Origin of the sequence: Bacillus sp. HSf4 (assembly GCF_029537375.1) — a bacterium.
GTDB classification, from domain to species: domain Bacteria; phylum Bacillota; class Bacilli; order Bacillales; family Bacillaceae; genus Bacillus; species Bacillus sonorensis_A.
In genome coordinates this window covers 3303160-3322532 of sequence record NZ_CP120679.1, presented here as the reverse complement: position 1 = coordinate 3322532, position 19373 = coordinate 3303160, and the positions used below count along the sequence as shown (strand labels likewise).

The following is a 19373-nucleotide window of genomic DNA, read 5'->3' as shown; positions in this document are numbered from 1 at the left end:
AGGGCGGTGGTTTGTTTATGAAACAGTTCATAACTTGTATTGTTTCCTTATATAATATGGAAACAACAGCTAAGGAGTGTTTGAATGACAAGGGCATGGTGGAAAGAAGCGGTCGTCTATCAAATCTATCCGCGCAGTTTTATGGATTCCGACGGGGACGGGATCGGGGATTTGAACGGGATCAGGATGAAGCTGCCTTATATTCAGGAGCTTGGTGCGGATGCGATCTGGATCTGTCCGGTCTTTGATTCCCCTAATGCCGACAATGGCTACGACATCAGGGATTATCAAAGCATCATGAAAGAATTCGGGACGATGGCCGACTTTGACGCATTATTGGCCGAAGCGCACCGGCTCGGTTTGAAACTGATCATTGATCTCGTCATCAATCATACAAGTGATGAGCATCCATGGTTCATTGAATCAAGGTCAGACAAAACATCGCCAAAACGGGACTGGTATATTTGGAAGGACGGGAAAGGCGGGCATGAGCCAAACAATTGGGAAAGCATATTCGGCGGTTCCGCCTGGAGCTTTGATCCAAAAACAGATCAGTACTATCTCCACATTTTTGACGAAAAACAGCCCGATTTGAATTGGGAAAACGGTGATATGCGCCGCTCGCTCTACAGCATGATCAATTGGTGGCTTGATAAAGGAATCGACGGCTTTAGAGTGGACGCGATTTCGCATATTAAGAAAAAAGCAGGGCTTCCGGATCTCCCCAATCCAGAAGGGCTCCGATTTGTCCCGTCCTTTGCCTTCCATATGAATGTTGAGGGAATCATGGACTTTCTCCTGGAACTGAAGGAAGAAACATTCGCCAGGCATCCTGATATCATGACGGTCGGAGAAGCGAATGGAGTCAGCGCTGAAGAAGCGGAGGCATGGGTCGGCGAGAAAAACGGCATCTTCAACATGATTTTTCAATTTGAACATCTCGGACTTTGGGATATTGACGATGAAGAACAGATCGACATCGTGCGCCTGAAGCGAATTTTGTCAAGTTGGCAGACCGCTCTTGAAGTGACGGGATGGAATGCGCTTTTTATCGAAAATCACGATCAGCCTCGCGCCGTTTCAGTTTGGGGGGAGGATGGGACTTACAGAATTGAAAGTGCAAAAGCTTTGGCTGCGATGTATTTTTTGATGAAGGGAACACCGTTTATTTTTCAAGGCCAGGAAATCGGCATGACAAACGCGGCATTCTCTCGTATAGAAGATTATGACGATGTTTCCGTCAAGAGGTTCTATCGTATTCAGAAAGAAAAAGGCCGCTCACATGAAGACATCATGAAGTCGGTGCGGAAAAAGAGCAGAGACAACGCCAGAACACCGATGCAATGGACGGATGGGCAAAATGCCGGGTTTACCTGCGGGAAGCCGTGGCTGAACATCAATGACAATTATTGCACGATCAATGTCGCAAACGAGCAAAAAGAGAGGCATTCCATCTACCGCTTTTATAAACAGATCATCGCCCTCAGAAAACGCCATGACGTTTTCATCGATGGAACGTTTGAGCTGCTTCTTCCAGAGGACCCGCAGATTATAGCCTATTTGCGCAAGCTTGGGGGAGAGAAAGCGATTGTGATTGTGAACTTAAGCCGGCGTATTGCATTTTATCAGCATTCAGCATATCCATTATCAAGCGACATGCTCCTCATGTCCAATATCGATATCCAAAACCATAAACATCTGACTTCCTTTATCATGAAGCCGTATGAAGCACGCATTTACTTATATTCAGAAAGGAAATCGGCGACTTTTAACGAAGTGAAGTAATGGGCGCGAAAAGAAAGGAGCCGATTGTATATGCTGAAAAAAATACGGATACAGACAGCCCGGCGCGATGAAATGCTTGACATCACTGATGAAGTGCAACAGTTTATCACGGAAAAGGGCGTTTCAAACGGCGCCGTGATCATCTATTGCCCCCATACAACAGCCGGGATTACGATAAACGAAAACGCTGATCCCGATGTAAAACGCGATATGCTGAGACGGTTTGATGAAGTGTATCCTTGGGAGCATCGACTTGACCGCCATATGGAAGGCAATACTGCCGCTCACATGAAATCGAGCACTGTCGGGGCGTCACAACACATCATCATTGCAGACGGAAAGCTGATTCTTGGCACATGGCAGGGCATTTATTTCTGCGAATTCGACGGTCCGAGATCGCGAACCTGCTATTTTAAAATCATAGCCGATTAAAAGGGGGATCACGGCAATGAACGAATTAATGAAGCTTCTCTCGCTGTCAAAGCCGATTATACAAGCGCCGATGGCCGGCGGACCGGCAACGCCCCGGCTTGCTGCCGCTGTTTCCAATCAAGGCGGTCTGGGCAGCCTGGCTTCGGGTTATTTGACACCTGCAGCTTTAAAAAGGCAGATCGAAGAAACGAAAGAGCTCACACCCGCCTTGTTTCAAGTCAATCTGTTTGTTCCGGAAAAAAGGGAACAGGTCAGCCGCGAAAAACTGGAAGGCTGGCAAAAGAAAATCCCTTTATCACAGTCGGCAGAGCCTGAGACAAGCGAGGAACAGGATTGGTCTGATTTTAATGAAAAAATTGACATCATTCTCAAATCGGATGTCAAAGTCTGTTCGTTTACGTTTGGTGTGCCGCCCGCCGAGGTTGTAGGAGAGCTTAAAAAACGACAATGCTGTTTGATCGGAACCGCAGTGTCTGTTGAAGAAGCGCTGCTGCTTGAAGAGAAAGGCATGGATGTCATCGTTGTTCAGGGAAGTGAAGCGGGCGGTCACAGGGGAGCTTTCTTACATACGAAGGGAGAGGCCGCCGTCGGGTCAATGGCCCTGATTCCGCAAGCAGCAGACCATGTGTCGGTTCCAGTAGTCGCGGCGGGAGGCATTTTTGACAAAAGAGGAGTAGCGGCAGCATTCGCGCTGGGCGCACAAGGCGTCCAATTGGGAAGCGTATTTTTGGCGTGCAGTGAAAGCGGAACATCTCAAATTTACAAGCAACAATTGATCAGGGCGGCTGAGACGGACACAAGGCTGACGAGATTGTTTTCAGGAAAACCGGCAAGAGGCATTGTCAATCAGTGGATGGAAGACAGGCGGCAAGATGAGGATGAGGCATTGCCGTATCCGCTGCAAAACGCATTGACAAAACCGATGAGAAAAAAGGCGCAGCTTGAAAACAACCCCGGCAACATGTCTTTATGGTGCGGTCAGGCCGCGCGCGCTATAGAAAAAGAAACAACCGTAGAAGAGCTGATGGAACAGCTCTGTCCCGCCGGCGTTATCTGATGATCTGAAAGATCGTCGGAATATCGACCCGTGTCACCTGACTCATCAAATAGGCGGAGGTCTGTGCATTCGGTTTTCTCAGCTTATTCAACTTTTCTATGATAGCTTCGGCGCTCAGGATACCCAATCCGTGTGCCGCATATTGATTATGGCCTAAATAAATGGCGTTTTCTCCACGCCATTGCGGCCTTTCCTGATCAAATTCGGGATTTTTAAAATACAGGCAGTCTCCGGGCAGATAATCGTTCCCTTTATCCGTGTAGATCGGAAGCTTCTCATAATGCCAGTCATATAAGATGATTCTGTCATAATGCTGATCAAACGTTTGCCCGCCAATCGTTTTGATCAACGCCATATAAAAGATGATGACGATGGCAGTTGCACATTCAAACGCATAAAGAGAGCCCCTTTCAAAAATGTCTTTTATCGCATTGGAAGGGGACACTCTGTATCTCAACTCCAATGCCCCTTCAGGCGACACCCTCCAATACGCCTCATTGCCATATGTTTTTGAAAATGTGGCAAACCTGGCACCGCTGTTGATCAGCGCCCTGGCTGATTCGATCGTATTCTCCCTGAAGCTGAGCTCGAATAACAGTTCAGACACCGTGCTGTAGCTGTAGCTGGAAGGCATGGCGAGCATCTGGTCGGCAATCTCTTTTTGCATCCCGCTGACATTCAGTTTTTCCGCATCCTCAGGGCGAAGCCAATAGCCCGAAATATTTATCATGGAAAAACACCCTTTTCCTTTTTTATTAAGATATGCCTTAAAGCTTGGGCACGAAAATGGTTTCATTTCCTGCTTTTTTTATTTAAAAAATATGATCTCTCTCCGATAAAAGTAGAGAAAGGAGAGACATCATTTATGAAAAGGCTATTGGACTGGACAAGGCGTCCTTCTATTTCAAAAAGACTCATTTTTTCATTTATATTAATTTTAACCATTCCGATTTTAGTACTTTCGTTTACTTCATACTACACGGCGAGCAGTACGCTTGAAGACGAGATCATGAGGAGCGCCAAAGACAATGTCGATGAATTGAATGAAGTGATCACCCAAAATATCGGCGCCAAGGAAACATCTATCGCGTATTTCAGCGAATGGGTGGATCAAAAGGCGTACGAGGAGAAGGGACAGGCTTCCATCAAACAAAGATTTGAGCAATTTTCCAAGCAAAATCCTGATGTGGAGCTCGTGTTCACCGGCTCGAATGAAAGCATCTATGCTCAATATCCTAATGCACCACTGCCGGATGGATATGATCCGGTGGAGAGGGATTGGTATAAACAGGCGGTAGAAAAAAAAGGCGAAACGATCGTCACAGAACCATATGAGTCGGCATCAACAGGACATATGGTTGTCACCATCGCAAAGCAAACGAAAGACGGATCAGGCGTTGTCGCGCTTGACATGAATATTGACAAGCTGATCGAAGCGGCGAACAGCATCAATATCGGCAAAACCGGCCATGCTTTCATATTAAGCAATGACAAAAACTATATCGCCGATCCTGAGATCAAGGCCGGCACTGAAGCGGGAACGGCTTTGACCGACAACATGTACAGCAAAGCAAGCGGCGTGTTCGATGTTACGGAAAAAGGTAAAGAAAAGAAAACGGTTTACACGACGAACAAATTGACTGGCTGGAAAATCGGCGGCTCGATGTATAAAGACGAAATCAAACATGCTGCACAGCCGGTCTTCAATATGGCGATCATCACGCTGGCTGGAGCCATTGTATTGGGCGGCCTTCTCGTCTACTTCATCGTCCGGGCGATCAGCAAACCGTTAAATCAGCTCGTTTCATCTGCCAAGAGCATCAGCAATGGGGATCTGACACAAAAAATCGAAGTGCGCTCCAAGGACGAACTCGGTCAGCTTGGCACAAGCTTTAACGAGATGGCCGACTCATTGCGCGCGCTGATCAGTGCCATTCAAGAATCGGTTGACAATGTAGCCTCATCCTCAGAACAGCTGACAGCAAGCGCTGATCAGACGAGCAAAGCGACCGAACATATTACATTGGCCATCGAGCGGTTCTCAAGCGGCGCTGAAAATCAGAACGAAAAAGTCGAAACAAGCTCACGACAGCTCAGCCAAATGAATGACCAGCTGACCGAAATGGCCGGTGTATCAGAAACGATTACGGCTTCATCCATTCAATCGACGGAAATTGCCGAAACAGGCGGAGAGCTCGTCCAGAAAACCGTCGGTCAGATGAATTCGATTGATCAATCAGTCAAGCAGGCTGAACGCGTTGTCAAAGGATTGGAATCAAAATCCAAAGACATCACGGCAATCCTCCGCGTGATCAACGGCATTGCCGACCAGACGAATCTTTTGGCGCTGAACGCCGCCATCGAAGCAGCGCGCGCCGGAGAATCGGGCAGAGGCTTTTCAGTCGTCGCTGAAGAAGTAAGGAAGCTCGCCGCACAATCAGCAGGATCGGCGAAAGAAATCGAGACGCTGATTCAGGACATCGTCAAAGAGATCGAACACTCTCTCAACATGTTCAAATCCGTCAACGAGGAAGTGCAGTCAGGTCTTGTCATTACAGAAGAGACGGAATCAAGCTTTAAGCAAATCTATGATATGACAAATGAAATCGCCGGAAAGCTGCAGACGATGAATGGCACGGTCGAACAATTAACAGACGGTTCACAAGCGATTTCGGGAGCGGTCGAAGAGATTGCAGATGTTTCACGAGAAAGCTCCGCCGGCATTCAGGACATTGCCGCATCGGCGGAAGAACAGCTCGCTTCCATGGAAGAGATCAGCTCATCAGCTGCAACTCTTGAACAAATGGCAGAAGAGCTTCGCGATTTAACGAAAAAATTTAAGCTTGAATAGCAGAAAGGGCTGTTTTAACAGCCCTTTCTGCGTGTCGACAAACCCTCGCATTCGTTGTCAGGCCTGCTAAGTCGGTGCGCACGAATAGAAAAAGGAACGGCGGCTAATTGCGCAGGCGTCCTGCCTGAACGCCGCCGTCATCACATCCTGTGAAAGCCCGCTTCGATGCTCGGCCTTCCTAGACTGCAAGGGTTGAAGGTCACGCTGAAAGGAAGAAAAAATCCTAAAACTTTAACCGTTTTAGGATTTTTTGCTTCGCTTTAAAGAATTTTCTGAAATACTTATAAAAGTTTTTTAATATACACAAATGAGCCCGGTCTCCGATATTAGTTTCATAATCTTGAACTAAAGGAGTTATATCAAATGAAAACACAATTGGACTGGCTCAAACGTCCGTCTATTTCAAAAAAGCTGTTTTTGAGTTTTTTATTGGTGCTGACAGTACCGATCTTAGCTCTATCCTACAGCGCCTATCACACGGCGGGAAGCTCTCTCGAAAGCGAGATCATGAGAAGCGCCCAGGATAATGTTGAACAGCTCAATGAAATCATTGATCAAAATATCGGAAAGAAAGAACATGCGGTTTCCTATTTCAGCGATTGGGTGAATGAGAAGCTTTATAAAGAGAAAGGAAATGTGTCACTGAAGGAAAAATTCGAGCAGTACGCCAAGCTGAATGAAGACGTGGAAGCAATCTTCACAGGTTCAAATGACGGATTGTTCGTCCGCTACCCAAATGAAAAGATGTCAAGCGATTATAATCCGGTTGAAAGGGACTGGTATAAGAAAGCCGTTGAAAATAAAGGCAAAGTCATTGTGACAGACCCTTACAAAACGGCTTCGACCGGCACGATGGTCGTCACGATCGCACAGCAGACGGCGGACGGCTCCGGTGTTGTCGCTGTCAACATGAAAATCGATGAGCTGATTAAAGCGTCAGAGCGCGTCAATATCGGCAAAAACGGGTTTGCGTTTATTTCAAGCGATGACAAAAAGTATGTGGCCCATCCGACCATTAAAGCCGGAACGGAGGGCAAAGGTGATTGGGTGGCACAAATGTACGGCAAAGAAAAAGGTTCTTTTCAATATACGTTCCAAGGCAAAGAAAAGCAGATGGCCTTCACAACAAACAAGCTGACCGGTTGGAAAATCGGCGGAACGATGTTTACGGAGGAAATATCTGAAGCGGCCCAGCCGGTATTTAATATGGCGATGATCATTTTGGCGGCTGCGATCGCCCTCGGAGGGATTCTCGTCTACTTCATCGTTCGCGGAATCAGCAAACCGTTAAATCAGCTTGTTTCCTCGGCGAAAAGCATCAGCAGCGGAGATTTGACGCAAAAAATCGAAGTCCGTTCTAAAGACGAATTCGGCCAGCTTGGGACAAGCTTTAATGAAATGGCCGATTCTCTCAAGAAGCTGATCAGCGTCATTCAAACGTCGGTCGACAATGTGGCGTCTTCATCTGAAGAGCTGCACGCAAGCGCTGCACAGACAAGCAAAGCGACCGAACATATCACAATGGCCATTGAACAATTCTCTGACGGGAATGAAAGCCAGAAAGAAAAAGTAGAAGCGAGCGCACAGCAACTGAATGAGATGAACAACGGACTGCAGGATATGTCCAAAACGTCCGCAGTCATTACCGATGCTTCTGTCAAATCGACGGAGATTGCCGGCAAAGGGGAAGAGCTTGTGCAAAAGACGGTCGGCCAAATGAATTCAATTGACCGGTCCGTCAAGCAGGCCGAAGCGGTCGTCAAAGGACTTGAAGGCAAATCAAAAGACATCACGAGCATTTTGCGCGTCATTAACGGAATCGCTGATCAAACGAACCTGCTTGCGCTGAATGCCGCGATCGAAGCTGCCCGTGCCGGGGAATCGGGCAGAGGCTTCTCGGTCGTAGCCGAAGAAGTAAGGAAGCTTGCGGCCCAATCAGCGGATTCGGCGAAAGAAATCGAAAATCTGATTCAGGAAATCGTCAAAGAAATCGATCACTCTCTGAACATGTTTCAATCGGTCAACCATGAAGTCCAGTCAGGGCTCAACATAACTGATGAAACGGCGTCAAGCTTTAGAACCATATATGAGATGACAAATGATATTGCCGGCAAGCTGCAGACGATGAATGCCGCTGCAGAGCAGCTATCGCAAGGATCACAGGAAGTGTCGGGCGCTGTCGAAGAGATTGCAGATGTTTCCAGAGAAAGCACCGCAAGCATCCAGGATATCGCCGCTTCAGCGGAGGAACAGCTCGCCTCAATGGAGGAGATCAGCGCTTCTTCAACAACATTGGCGGAACTGGCTGAGGAGCTGCGGGATTTGACAAAGCAATTCAAGATCGAATAAGTGAGAACACCCAGAACCATTCTGGGTGTTTTTAGTTCATTTTGACTATAAAAAAGTTAAAAAACCCATATGGGAAAACCGATATTAAAGAATATAAAAGAAAAGGAGTCAACAAGACTATGTCAAAAATGATCAAATGGATCAAACATCCTTCAATAGGCAAGAAATTAATTCTTTCATTCTTGTTTATTTTAACCGTTCCGATCATTGTTCTCTCATACAGCGCTTACCAGACGGCAAGCAGTACGCTTAAAACGGAGATCATGGACAATGCGCGGGAGAACGTCGAACAGCTGAATGACATCATCGATCAGAATATCAGTCAAAAAGCGGATGCGGCATCCCATTTCTCAAGTTTGTTTAAGGAAAGTTCATATCAAGAGAAAGGGAATGCCTCCATCAAAGACAAATTTGAACAGTATGCCAAACTGCATCCTGATGTCGAAGGTATTTTTACGGGATCAAAAGACGGGCTGTTCGTCCGCTATCCGTTTCAGGAAATGCCAAGCGGCTATAATCCGGTTGAAAGGGATTGGTATAAAAAGGCTGTTGAACATAAAGGAGAAGTGGTCATCACAGATCCTTACAAGACAGCGTCAACAGGCACGATGGTCATCACGATCGCTAAGCAAAATGAGGACGGCTCCGGCGTTGTGGCGATCAACATGAAAATCGATGAGCTGATTAAAGCAACAGAGCGCGTCAAAATCGGCAAGAGGGGCTACGCTTTTATCACAAGCGCTGATAAAAAGTATGTCGCCCACCCGAAAAATGAAGCGGGCTCAGTTGTTGACGGCAGCTGGTCTAAAGCGGTTTACGCCAAGGAAAAAGGGACAATATCATATCGATTAGACGGCGATAAGCAAATGGCTTTCGCGACAAACAAACTGACCGGCTGGAAAATCGGCGGAACGATGTATACAGATGAAATCGCCGAAGCATCAAAGCCTGTTTTAAACGCCGCTTTGATCACGCTCGCCGTCAGCATCGCAGCAGGCGTCTTTCTGATGATCTTGATCATCAGATCGATCACAGGCCCGTTAAGAAGGCTTGTTTCGTCCGCGAAAAACATCAGCAGCGGAGACCTGACACAGACGATCAATGTCCGTACAAAGGATGAGCTTGGACAGCTGGGCATAAGCTTTAATGAAATGGCTGAGTCGCTTCGTTCATTGATCAGCGTCATCCAGACCTCTGTTGAAAATGTCGCTTCTTCGTCAGAACAGCTGACGGCCAGCGCAGATCAGACAAGCAAGGCGACAGAGCATATTACATCGGCGATCGAACAATTTTCCAACGGAAATGAAAGCCAGAATGAGAAAGTCGAAACAAGCGCTGAGCAGCTGACAGACATGAATAACCGCTTGCTTGACATGTCCAAAACCTCCGCCTCGATTACGGAATCATCGCTGCAATCGACCGAAATCGCCGGAACAGGCGGAGAGCTTGTGCAAAAAACAGTCGGACAGATGAACTCAATCGACCAGTCAGTCAAACAGGCGGAATCTGTCGTCAAAGGCCTTGAAGGCAAATCAAAAGACATTACAGCCATCCTGCGCGTCATCAACGGGATCGCGGATCAAACGAATTTGCTGGCGCTGAATGCGGCGATTGAAGCCGCAAGGGCTGGAGAAGCCGGACGGGGCTTCTCAGTCGTAGCTGAGGAAGTGCGCAAACTGGCCGAACAATCCGCTTCATCCGCTAAGGAAATCGAAGGCCTGATCCAGGAAATCGTCAATGAAATCGGAAAGTCCCTTGAAATGTTCCAGAACGTTAACCGCGAGGTACAGTCCGGGCTCAACATAACAGATGAAACAGATGCAAGCTTTAAACAAATCTATGACATGACAAACGAAATCGCAGGAAAACTGCAGATGATGAACACCGCTGTTGAACAGCTGTCACAGGGCTCACAGCAAGTCGCCGGTGCGGTGGAAGAAATCGCCGAAGTATCGAGAGAAAGCTCAGGCAGCATTCAGGATATCGCCGCTTCCGCGGAAGAGCAGCTTGCTTCAATGGAAGAAATCAGTTCATCCGCAGCCACGCTCGAACAAATGGCTGAAGAGCTTCGCGATTTGACGAAAAAATTTAAAATAGACTAATTTCCCAGGCTGCCGGCTTTATCCGGCGGCCTTTTCGGAAAGAGGCATGTTTACCGCCAGAACGGGAAGGGAATAAATATAGGACCTGATGGAAAAATGGGAGGGAATCCGAATGCGATTGGAAGGAAAGAAAGTCATGGCTTTGGTGAGCGATGAATTTGAAGATTTAGAGCTTTGGTATCCGATTTTAAGGCTTAAGGAAGAAGGGGCGATCGTTCATATCATCGGTGAAAAAGCGGATCATGAATACAAAGGGAAACACGGCGTCCCTGCGGTATCGGATTATGATATGAGAAGCGTGAACATCGAAGAATATGACGCGATTCTTGTTCCGGGGGGATGGGCGCCTGATAAGCTGAGAAGATACCCCGAAGTGCTTGACATGATCCGGACATTCAACGAAAGGCGGAAGCCGATCGGACAAATCTGCCACGCCGGCTGGGTGCTGATTTCCGCCGGCATTTTGGAAGGCAGGAAGGTGACGAGCACGCCGGGGATTAAAGATGACATGGAAAATGCCGGCGCCACATGGGTGAATGAACCCGCTGTCGTTGACGGCCATATCGTGTCCAGCCGCCGCCCGCCCGATCTGCCGGCTTATGTCAAAGCATTTGCCGATCTTTTGGCGCAATATTAAGAGAGGAGCCGCCCTTCAATCCGGCGGCTCATTTGTTTGTCTTTCGGTCTGCCGGAAAAACGAGGCCGATCTGCTTTCGCGCTTCATCCATGACCGCTAAAGTGGCGAGAGACCGTTCAAACGAATTCCAGGTTGATTCGATCCGGCCCTGTTTAATTAAATTGATAAATTCGACTGTTTCATAAAACATCGCCGGCTTTTTATCAGCGAGTGTGATATCTTCAATGCTGCCGTCGCGGAAACGGATTTCGACCTTTTCAGGCCGGTGGATTTTATCGATGATGATTGAGCCGTCTTCCCCCTGAATTTCCGCCGGGATGTAGGAGTCGGCGATTTTCGAATGCATCAGGACGGCTTCATGCCCCTCATATGTTAAAAGCACCGTTCCTTCCCCATCCGCTCCCGATTCAAGGATCAGCCCGTTCGCCTTAATATCGAGCGGCCTCCCAAACAAAACGACAGCCGGATGGATGCAATAGACGCCGATATCCATCAGGGAGCCGTTTGAAAAAGCGGGATTGAACGCATTTAAAACGGTGCCGTTTCGATAGGCGTCATAACGCGAGGAATACTGGCAGTAGCTGGCTATAAAGCGACGGATTTTTCCGATCCTTGGCAAATGGCTGATGATGTTTTGAAAGTTTGGAAGAAACGTGGTTTTCATGGCCTCCATCAAAGCGACCCGGTGAGCTCGGGCTGTTTTCACCATTTCCTCAGCCTCTCCGACATGGGACGCAAGCGGCTTTTCGCATAAAACGTGTTTCCCGTTTTTCATGAAGGTCACCGCTTGTTCTTTATGTAAAGAATTGGGACTTGCGATGTAAACCGCATCAAGACAGTCGCTTGCAGCCATCTTTTCAATATCAGTAAAAACGGCGGTCACGCCGTATTTTTGGGCAAATTCGCTCCCGCGCTCCTCCGTCCTTGAATAGACGGCTGTCAATTGAAAATCGTCCGTCATCCTTGCCGCTTCAAGAAAGCGGTCTGTAATCCAATTGGTTCCGACTACACCGAACCGTATCATGCTCATTTCCCCCTCTGCAGGTGATATAAGAATAGTATACCGCGTTTTGTTTTGCAGCCGGAAGACAAAAGTCGGAAACACTTGATCACCATCTTGATGAACAAGCGGAAAAAAAGACCAAAATGCACGGTTTTTATTTTTCAGTACAGAAGCAATAGTGTACAATCTATTTAAACGACGTTAATGGAGGAACGCCATGGAATCATTGCAAATGTGGGGCGGCAGGTTTAAAAAGTTTTTCTTAGACAATAAATTCGTGTTGTTTTTGCTTGTCCTGCTGCTGATCGGACTGAACATCCTAGTATTTACGAAAGCTTCATTTGTCTTCACACCTTTTATTGTTCTCATCGAGACGGTCGCTCTGCCGGTTGTGCTGACAGGCGTTGTCTATTATCTGCTAAATCCGATCGTCGATTTTTTGGAACGGAAAAAAGTGAAGAGAGTGTATTCGATACTCCTTCTTTACATCGTGATCATCGGTTTGATTACGATCTCGATCGTCTCGGTCATCCCGTTTTTGAAGGAACAGATTATGAGCCTCGTCAACAATTTTCCAAGGTATGTCCACATTGTCGAGGATCAAATTAAACAGCTGATCGGAAGCCGGTTTTTCAACCAAGTGCAGCAGACGCTGAATATTAACCTGACGGATCTGGCCGGAAAATTATCCGATCAGGCAACAAGTATTTTAAACAGTACGTTCACCGGTGTGGGAACCTTTATCGGGGCTGTGACCGAAGTCGTTATCTCCATTGTGACCGTGCCTTTTATCCTGTTTTACTTGCTGAAGGACGGCAAAAAACTGCCGTTGTTTATTTTGAAAGTCGTCCCGGTCCGTTTAAGAGAACAGACGTATGTCATGATGTCTGAGATGAACCACCGCTTAAGCTCCTACATCAGGGGACAGATCATCGTCAGCTTTTGCATCGGCTGTCTTTTGTTCATTGGGTATATGATCATCGGCCTTGAATATGCTTCTCTTTTGGCGGTTGTCGCAGCATGTACGAGCATTGTCCCGTATCTCGGGCCGACGATTGCGATCACGCCGGCGATTATTATCGCCCTTGTGACATCCCCGTTTATGCTTGTGAAGCTGATTATCGTCTGGACCGTTGTCCAGCTGTTTGAAGGCAAATTTATTTCGCCGCAGATCATGGGGAAAAATCTGCATATCCATCCGGTGACGATCATTTTTGTGTTGCTGACGGCCGCCAAGCTGTTCGGCGTCATCGGCGTCATCCTTGCCATTCCGGGATATGCCGTCATCAAAGTCATTGTCATCCATCTGTTTGAGTGGTTTAAACAGCGTTCACACCTGTATGAAAAAACAGAAGAAGACCAAACATAAACCCCGGAAACGAACAATATAAATGCTGATAAGGACAGGTTTCCAATTTCGCGCCGTGAGATGCGAAAAAAGAGAAAGGAATGACATATGAATTTTTGGGATCTTATTGTCGCCGTTATGTTGGGAATTGTTGAAGGGCTCACTGAATATGCGCCTGTCTCGTCAACAGGGCATATGATCATCGCCGATGATCTGTGGCTCAAGTCAAAAGAGCTGCTTACTCCGGAAGCGGCCAACACCTTTAAAGTTGTGATTCAGCTCGGCTCCATTCTGGCCGTCGCCATCGTCTTCAAAGACCGGATTCTCAATCTGCTCGGCATGAAGAAAAACATCACGGAGGAGCAGAAGCAAGGCAGCCGGCTGTCGCTCGCACAAATCGCCGTCGGGCTCGTTCCCGCCGCAGTGCTTGGGTTTTTATTCGAGGATTATATTGACCGGTACCTGTTCTCCGTCCGCACCGTCGCCGTCGGACTCATCGCAGGGGCGGTTCTGATGCTGATTGCGGATGTGATCAATAAACGGAAATCTACGACTGACTCAGTCGACAGAATGACATACAAACAGGCGCTTGGTATGGGGCTGTTTCAATGTCTGGCGCTTTGGCCGGGCTTTTCCCGGTCAGGCTCAACGATTTCGGGCGGTGTCATTCTCGGATTAAATCACAGAGCGGCCGCCGATTTCACGTTCATTATGGCGATCCCGATCATGATGGGGGCAAGCCTGCTTTCCTTGATTAAAAACCGCGAATTCTTAAGCGCGGACGTTCTCCCGTTTTTTATCGCGGGATTTATCAGCGCTTTTGTGGTTGCCCTTTTCGTCGTCCGTTTTTTCCTCAGACTGATCAATAAAATTAAGCTCGTTCCGTTTGCGATTTATCGGATCATTCTCGGCATTCTCCTGTTCATTTTATTTCTTTAGACCGATTTCCGAAGAGAAATCGGTTTTTTATATAGGTCAATAGATTGATATACTATTATTTCCCACTATCAAACATCCTGCCGGCTTACTATACTAGTAAGAGGGAGGAGATGTTGTTATGTTTATCATTGTACTCTTATTGTTGATATTAGGAATGATTCCTATTTTATATAAAGCGAATCACAATACAAAAGATGTGAAAGTCAACACGATTACCGTCAACCGGACACATGCAAAGACGTTCAAAAAAAAGCTGAACATCCTGCATCTATCAGATCTTCATTTAGAAAACATTTCGATCTCTCCGGAAAAGATTGTTGATCTTGCCGGCAAAAAACAAATCGATCTGATCGCGTTGACAGGCGATTTTCTTGATCGAAAACGAAGCATTCCCAAGCTGATTCAGTACTTGAAAGCGTTGCGGGAGCTCAAGCCGGCCTACGGGATGTATGCCGTGTTCGGGAACCATGACTACGTCTTGAAAGGTGAACATTTTCAAAAGCTGAAAAGCGTTCTGGAGGAAAACGGATGTGTCACCCTGCAAAACAAACACGTCTCCATAGAAGTGGAAGGCGAGGTATTAAACATTATCGGCATTGATGACTACAGTACAAAAAGAAGCAATGTCCGAGACTCATATAAAGGGGTAAAAGACGGCTATCATCTCGTACTGACGCACGATCCGAATGTTGTGCTTGATATGAAGGAATTTCACTTCGACTACCTTTTGTCAGGGCATTTTCACGGCGGACAAATTCATTGGCCGAAGCCTTATCATCTCGTGAAGATGGGAAAGCTTGTGCGAATGAATATGATCAAAGGCTTGCACTATCATCATGATAAACCTTTTTATATCAGTGAAGGATTGGGCCAGACCGGAGCCAACATCCGCATCGGAAGCAGGCCGGAAGTGACATTCCATCATATTTCATAAAAAGAAGAGGCTGCTGCATAGCATCGGTCTCTTTTTTGTTATTTTTGAAGGTAGGAATGAAACAGTTTTTCTTTTGAGATAAACAAATAATGGGATGGCGGGATGTTGCGAAAAGAAAATTGCTTTGTCATTAAAAATAAAATCGGGATTTGCGTGAGTTTCTTAAATGTCCTGTAAAACTTATTGGCAGGCTCAACCGCTTCAAATCCGAGCCGTTCAACACCTTTGTGCAGCGTTGTTATGCCGATGATCCCTTTGATTTGATCAGTGTGCTTATGGCTTTTTACATATTGTGCCAGAATCGGCATCGATACGCAAGCCTTTTGATAAATGATAATTCCCCTTCTGACAGCGCTTTCGATATTTTGCAGCTCTTTGATCAGTTTAATATTATGCAGATGAATTTTAATGAGAACATCGTTCTTTTTAATCACCGTTCCATCGCTTAATATCACATCGATCCCTTTATACTTCGTCAAACGGACGCGAAAAATGCTTCTTTTGTTTTTATCGATCAGCGTCAGTCTGGAAAAAAAATAATAAAACGGGTCAATCACACTCCATATTGACAAAAAACAGCTTCTCAAGTTGTCACCTTCCTTTCGCTTCAAAAAATTCACTTATATTTTGGCTGGATTATTTCAAAATATAAATGGAAAACATTTATCATCTGAAATGGAGGACCTTGAAATGACAACGGCACTGATTTTCCCTTTTCTCAGCATTTCAACAGGTCATCATCATGTTGCCGATTCACTTCAGGCCGAGCTGAGCCTGAAAGCGCACCACTCTGAGACAATTGATATTTTTTCACATACATATCGGCGCCTTGAAAAGGTTTCCTCCGCGGCGTATTTAAAATGGATACAATACTTCCCGAAAGTCTACAGCTCCGTCTATCACATCCTTGCCTGCGGGAGCCATGAGACGTATCGGCGCCACCTCATGTATGAACTGATCTTTTTAAAAAGCATGAAGCAGATGATCGAAGATAAACAGCCGGATATTGTGTTTTGTACGCACGCATTGCCCTCTTATTTATTAAACAAGCTGAAAGGTCAATTTCCAAACATGAAAGTCGTCAACGTCTATACCGACTTTTTCGTCAACCGGATCTGGGGCAGGGAGCATATTGATTATCACTTTGCGCCGATCAAAGATATTAAAGAGCAGCTCTTGTCCGAAGGAGTTGATGAAGAGAAGATTTTTCTAACCGGCATACCGGTTCACCGCGCCTACAAAGCGCAGGATCAAACCGTCCGTCATAGCGAGAAAAAACCGTTTTACAACATGCTGATTACCGGCGGAAGCATGGGGGTGGGCGGTATTTTTAAGCTCGTGCGGGAGCTCTCGCCAAAAGGAGATGTCGCCTATCACATTCTATGCGGAAAAAACCGAAAGCTCTACCGTTATGTCAACAGCTTAAACCATCCCTTGATCCAAGCCTTTCCCTATATTGAGAGCAAGTCTGAGATGAACCGCTTATACGAACGGGCTTCGGGAATGATCACAAAGCCCGGAGGTGTTACGATCAGCGAATGCATTGAAAAACAGCTTCCGGCTTTCATCTATCATGCGCTGCCGGGGCAGGAGGAAATGAACATGAACTTGCTGAAGAAACGGAACCTTGTCATTGAGCTGAAGGACGGGAACAAACAGCCGATCGAAGAACAGCTGCTTTCTTTTTTTCGCTCGAAAGAAAGCCTCACTCGTTTCCAGGCGAATGTCAGTCAATATCTGCAAGAAAAGTCGGACCTGGACATCAGCGAAATACTCGAAAGGATTATTCATAACCGGCCCGATTTAGGGAATGCTCACGTATAAGAAAGGAGATGAATCCATGAGATCTGAAAGCCGAAGCAAACCCGTCATCATGCTGCTTGTCGATTCTTTGATGGATGAGCCCCTAAAGGAAGCCGTTAAAAGCGGTCAGGCTCCCGCCTTCAAGTTTTTTCTTGAAAACGGCCGATATGAACCGGAGGTCGTCAGCCCGTTTCCGACAATGTCAGTCAATGTTGACAGCACACTTTTGACAGGTGTCAATTGTGACGGGCATAAAGTGCCTGGGCTCGTTTGGTATAACAAACAGGAGAGGCGGATTATCAATTATGGAAGCCATGTCAGAGAACTGCTGAAACTGGGCATCAAACGATCTGCAAAAGACGTTTTTTACAACCTGAATCAGACGCATTTAAGCAAACAAGTGAAAACCGTTCATGAAGAGCTTGCCGAAAAAGGGATCGACACATGCTCCATCAATGCGCTGATGCACAGGGGCGCCAGGGATGGCTATCTGCATGTTCCCGCGCTGTTTTCATGGATCACAGGTCTGAATCAGATGTTGAATATCAATGCGCCGCAGCTGTTTTCATACGGAGGCTTTTCCAAAATCAATCCGCGGAACCGATCACTGTTGAAAAAATTCGGCTTCAATGACCGCTTCTCGGTTAACGAATTAAACCATCTCATCGATTCAAACACAGTTCCTCCGCTTACCCTCGTCTATTTTCCCGACCTTGATCAGCATGTACATAAAAACGGGAGATTTGATGTCAAGGGAGTGGCCAAAGTCGACCGGCACGTCCAAAACATCTTAAACAGCTTTCGGTCAAGGGAAGATGCATTAAGGAATTATATTTGGATCATTTTGGGCGACAACGGACAGGCCTGGATCAGCAAAACGAAGACAGAAGCATTGATCGATTTAAGAGGTCTTTTGGATCGCTATCAAATCGTCAAATTAAAAAAAGGCGTGGCGGCGGATGATCAAATCGTCCTTGCTGTCAACGAAAGAATGGCCTTTATATACACGCTGGACAAACGAAAGCTTTCACTGGAACAGCTGGCTGCCATTCTGGAGAAAGACGCGAGAATCGACGTCATCGCATGGAAAAATGACGCGAACGCCATCGAGGTCGTCTCGGGTGACCGTGAAGGAAAGCTGACATTCAAACCGGGCGGCGCTGCCGCAGATGAATATGGACAAACATGGACGCTTGAAGGCGATCCTGACGTTTTGGATTTGACGCTCCAAAATGACAGCATCACCTTCGGCCGGTTTCCGGATGCGCTGGCGCGGCTCCACTCATCGTTTTTTTCACATGAAGGCGATTATCTCATCGTCAGCGCAAAGCCCGGATATGAATTTATCGGCGAAGGTTCACCGACACACGTCGGCGGCGCCAGCCACGGTGCTTTGCACAAACAGGATTCTCTTATCCCGATGATCATCACCGGAACGGACTCTCTGCCGAAATATAACAGGCTCGTCGATGTGAAGGAGTGGATCATCCGTTTGGTCGAAACCGAAAACGCCGCTGACATTGGTGGAAAAGGGTGATAAAATCATGTAAATTCCAAATATAGAAAGTGGCGGGAATGTGAAGAAAGCCATTTTAGCCGTCTTCCTGATCCTGAATCTTTTCTATATCACAAATTATTTATTTCGATATGCCAGACCGTTTAACATATTGGGGACCTTTTGGCTGGTTGATTTTGTGATCGGCATCCTCTTGTCTGTCACAGTTCTCTTCTCCTTTCATCGCCATTCCAGCGGAAGCTTGTTTTTGGCGATCGTGTTTTAGCGTCAGCTATCCGTTCACTTGGTGTTTATAGCCTTTATTTTCTGCTGGCAACATAAAAAAGAGACTCACTTTCATGAGTCTCTTTATCCTCCAAAAAACAAATCGAGAATGTTTCCCGCTGTTGATGACTCTTTATTGTAAAGCTCAGAATAGCCGCATTTTTTGCAGTAAACGACGAGAAAACGGTTATTCTGCACATCAAACAATTTGGAAAGTCCGGTGCCTGTGGCTGCAATTTCCTTCTGGCCGGCTTCCGTACTCCCGCACTTGATGCATCCTTTCTGTTCACTCATGACGCTTTCTCCTTTCACGGTGTCTAATCGAATAATTCCATTATACTGTAATGTCCTTT

Annotated in this window: 17 protein-coding genes and 2 pseudogenes; 15 read left to right on the top strand and 4 right to left on the bottom strand. The window is 46.6% G+C overall.

From position 1 onward, the window contains the following. The first annotated feature begins 84 nt into the window (after positions 1-84). The 3 genes from P3X63_RS17180 to P3X63_RS17170 are packed head-to-tail and all read left to right on the top strand — an operon-like array spanning position 85 to position 3274. Positions 85-1785, top strand: a complete 1701-nt coding sequence (locus P3X63_RS17180) for a glycoside hydrolase family 13 protein (protein WP_277691566.1) — start codon at positions 85-87, stop codon at positions 1783-1785. 30 nt (positions 1786-1815) lie between these two features. Then, positions 1816-2217, top strand: coding sequence for a secondary thiamine-phosphate synthase enzyme YjbQ (locus tag P3X63_RS17175; RefSeq protein ID WP_026588536.1), 402 nt, complete (start codon positions 1816-1818; stop codon positions 2215-2217). 16 nt (positions 2218-2233) lie between these two features. After that, positions 2234-3274 (top strand): nitronate monooxygenase, encoded by a 1041-nt coding sequence (locus P3X63_RS17170; RefSeq protein ID WP_277691565.1) that lies wholly within the window; start codon positions 2234-2236, stop codon positions 3272-3274. Here P3X63_RS17170 and P3X63_RS17165 read toward each other — a convergent pair. Then, the gene (locus P3X63_RS17165; RefSeq protein WP_077735479.1) at positions 3267-4004 is read right to left on the bottom strand and encodes a protein-glutamine gamma-glutamyltransferase; all 738 of its coding nucleotides are present in this window, start codon (positions 4002-4004) and stop codon (positions 3267-3269) included. The two genes, P3X63_RS17170 and P3X63_RS17165, sit on opposite strands and share 8 nt — an antisense overlap. Before the next feature lie 135 nt (positions 4005-4139). On the opposite strand from P3X63_RS17165, the gene P3X63_RS17160 reads away from it, so the two are divergent. The 6 genes and pseudogenes from P3X63_RS17160 to P3X63_RS17145 all read left to right on the top strand — a co-directional run bounded on the left by P3X63_RS17160 (position 4140) and on the right by P3X63_RS17145 (position 11213). After that, complete coding sequence (locus tag P3X63_RS17160) at positions 4140-6125, top strand: methyl-accepting chemotaxis protein (RefSeq protein ID WP_026588533.1); 1986 nt, start codon at positions 4140-4142, stop codon at positions 6123-6125. Positions 6126-6488: 363 nt separating this feature from the next. Next, a pseudogene (locus P3X63_RS22960) lies at positions 6489-7529 on the top strand (HAMP domain-containing protein); the annotation flags it as partial. Continuing rightward, positions 7524-8474 (top strand): methyl-accepting chemotaxis protein, encoded by a 951-nt coding sequence (locus tag P3X63_RS22955; protein ID WP_372708721.1) that lies wholly within the window; start codon positions 7524-7526, stop codon positions 8472-8474. The pseudogene P3X63_RS22960 and the gene P3X63_RS22955, both read left to right, overlap by 6 nt. A 119-nt stretch (positions 8475-8593) precedes the next feature. Next, positions 8594-9631: pseudogene (locus P3X63_RS22950) on the top strand (HAMP domain-containing protein); the annotation flags it as partial. Next, positions 9626-10576 carry a methyl-accepting chemotaxis protein gene (locus P3X63_RS22945; protein WP_410207166.1) on the top strand — a complete coding sequence of 317 codons (951 nt, stop codon included), beginning with the start codon at positions 9626-9628 and terminating at the stop codon, positions 10574-10576. The pseudogene P3X63_RS22950 and the gene P3X63_RS22945, both read left to right, overlap by 6 nt. A 112-nt stretch (positions 10577-10688) precedes the next feature. Beyond that, positions 10689-11213: a type 1 glutamine amidotransferase domain-containing protein gene (locus tag P3X63_RS17145; protein ID WP_277691563.1), complete on the top strand. Its 525-nt coding sequence runs from the start codon at positions 10689-10691 to the stop codon at positions 11211-11213. A 28-nt stretch (positions 11214-11241) separates the two neighbouring features. Here P3X63_RS17145 and P3X63_RS17140 read toward each other — a convergent pair whose 3' ends face one another. Beyond that, on the bottom strand, positions 11242-12237 hold the full coding sequence (locus tag P3X63_RS17140; protein WP_026588529.1) for a Gfo/Idh/MocA family protein: 996 nt from the start codon (positions 12235-12237) through the stop codon (positions 11242-11244). A 196-nt stretch (positions 12238-12433) separates the two neighbouring features. On the opposite strand from P3X63_RS17140, the gene P3X63_RS17135 reads away from it, so the two are divergent. From P3X63_RS17135 to P3X63_RS17125, 3 genes are all read left to right on the top strand, one after another. Then, positions 12434-13585 carry an AI-2E family transporter gene (locus tag P3X63_RS17135; RefSeq protein WP_026588528.1) on the top strand — a complete coding sequence of 384 codons (1152 nt, stop codon included), beginning with the start codon at positions 12434-12436 and terminating at the stop codon, positions 13583-13585. 87 nt (positions 13586-13672) lie between these two features. Then, on the top strand, positions 13673-14503 hold the full coding sequence (locus tag P3X63_RS17130; RefSeq protein ID WP_026588527.1) for an undecaprenyl-diphosphate phosphatase: 831 nt from the start codon (positions 13673-13675) through the stop codon (positions 14501-14503). 118 nt (positions 14504-14621) lie between these two features. Next, entirely contained in the window at positions 14622-15437 is an 816-nt protein-coding gene (locus tag P3X63_RS17125; RefSeq protein WP_026588526.1) for a metallophosphoesterase, read from the top strand. A 38-nt stretch (positions 15438-15475) separates the two neighbouring features. On the opposite strand, the gene P3X63_RS17120 is transcribed toward P3X63_RS17125, so the two are convergent. After that, positions 15476-16024 carry a YkoP family protein gene (locus P3X63_RS17120; protein WP_026588525.1) on the bottom strand — a complete coding sequence of 183 codons (549 nt, stop codon included), beginning with the start codon at positions 16022-16024 and terminating at the stop codon, positions 15476-15478. 103 nt (positions 16025-16127) lie between these two features. Here P3X63_RS17120 and P3X63_RS17115 point away from each other — a divergent pair, with 103 nt between their 5' ends. From P3X63_RS17115 to P3X63_RS17105, 3 genes are read left to right on the top strand one after another with little or no spacing between them, the layout of a single operon-like run. Beyond that, positions 16128-17261 carry an MGDG synthase family glycosyltransferase gene (locus P3X63_RS17115; protein ID WP_277691562.1) on the top strand — a complete coding sequence of 378 codons (1134 nt, stop codon included), beginning with the start codon at positions 16128-16130 and terminating at the stop codon, positions 17259-17261. Positions 17262-17277: 16 nt separating this feature from the next. After that, on the top strand, positions 17278-18777 hold the full coding sequence (locus tag P3X63_RS17110) for an alkaline phosphatase family protein (protein WP_277691561.1): 1500 nt from the start codon (positions 17278-17280) through the stop codon (positions 18775-18777). Positions 18778-18817: 40 nt separating this feature from the next. Then, positions 18818-19021: a hypothetical protein gene (locus tag P3X63_RS17105; protein WP_026588522.1), complete on the top strand. Its 204-nt coding sequence runs from the start codon at positions 18818-18820 to the stop codon at positions 19019-19021. An 83-nt stretch (positions 19022-19104) separates the two neighbouring features. On the opposite strand, the gene P3X63_RS17100 is transcribed toward P3X63_RS17105, so the two are convergent. Next, a complete protein-coding gene (locus tag P3X63_RS17100; RefSeq protein ID WP_026588521.1) occupies positions 19105-19314 on the bottom strand; it encodes a zinc ribbon domain-containing protein in 210 nt (69 codons plus the stop codon). Between the last annotated feature and the right edge of the window lie 59 nt (positions 19315-19373).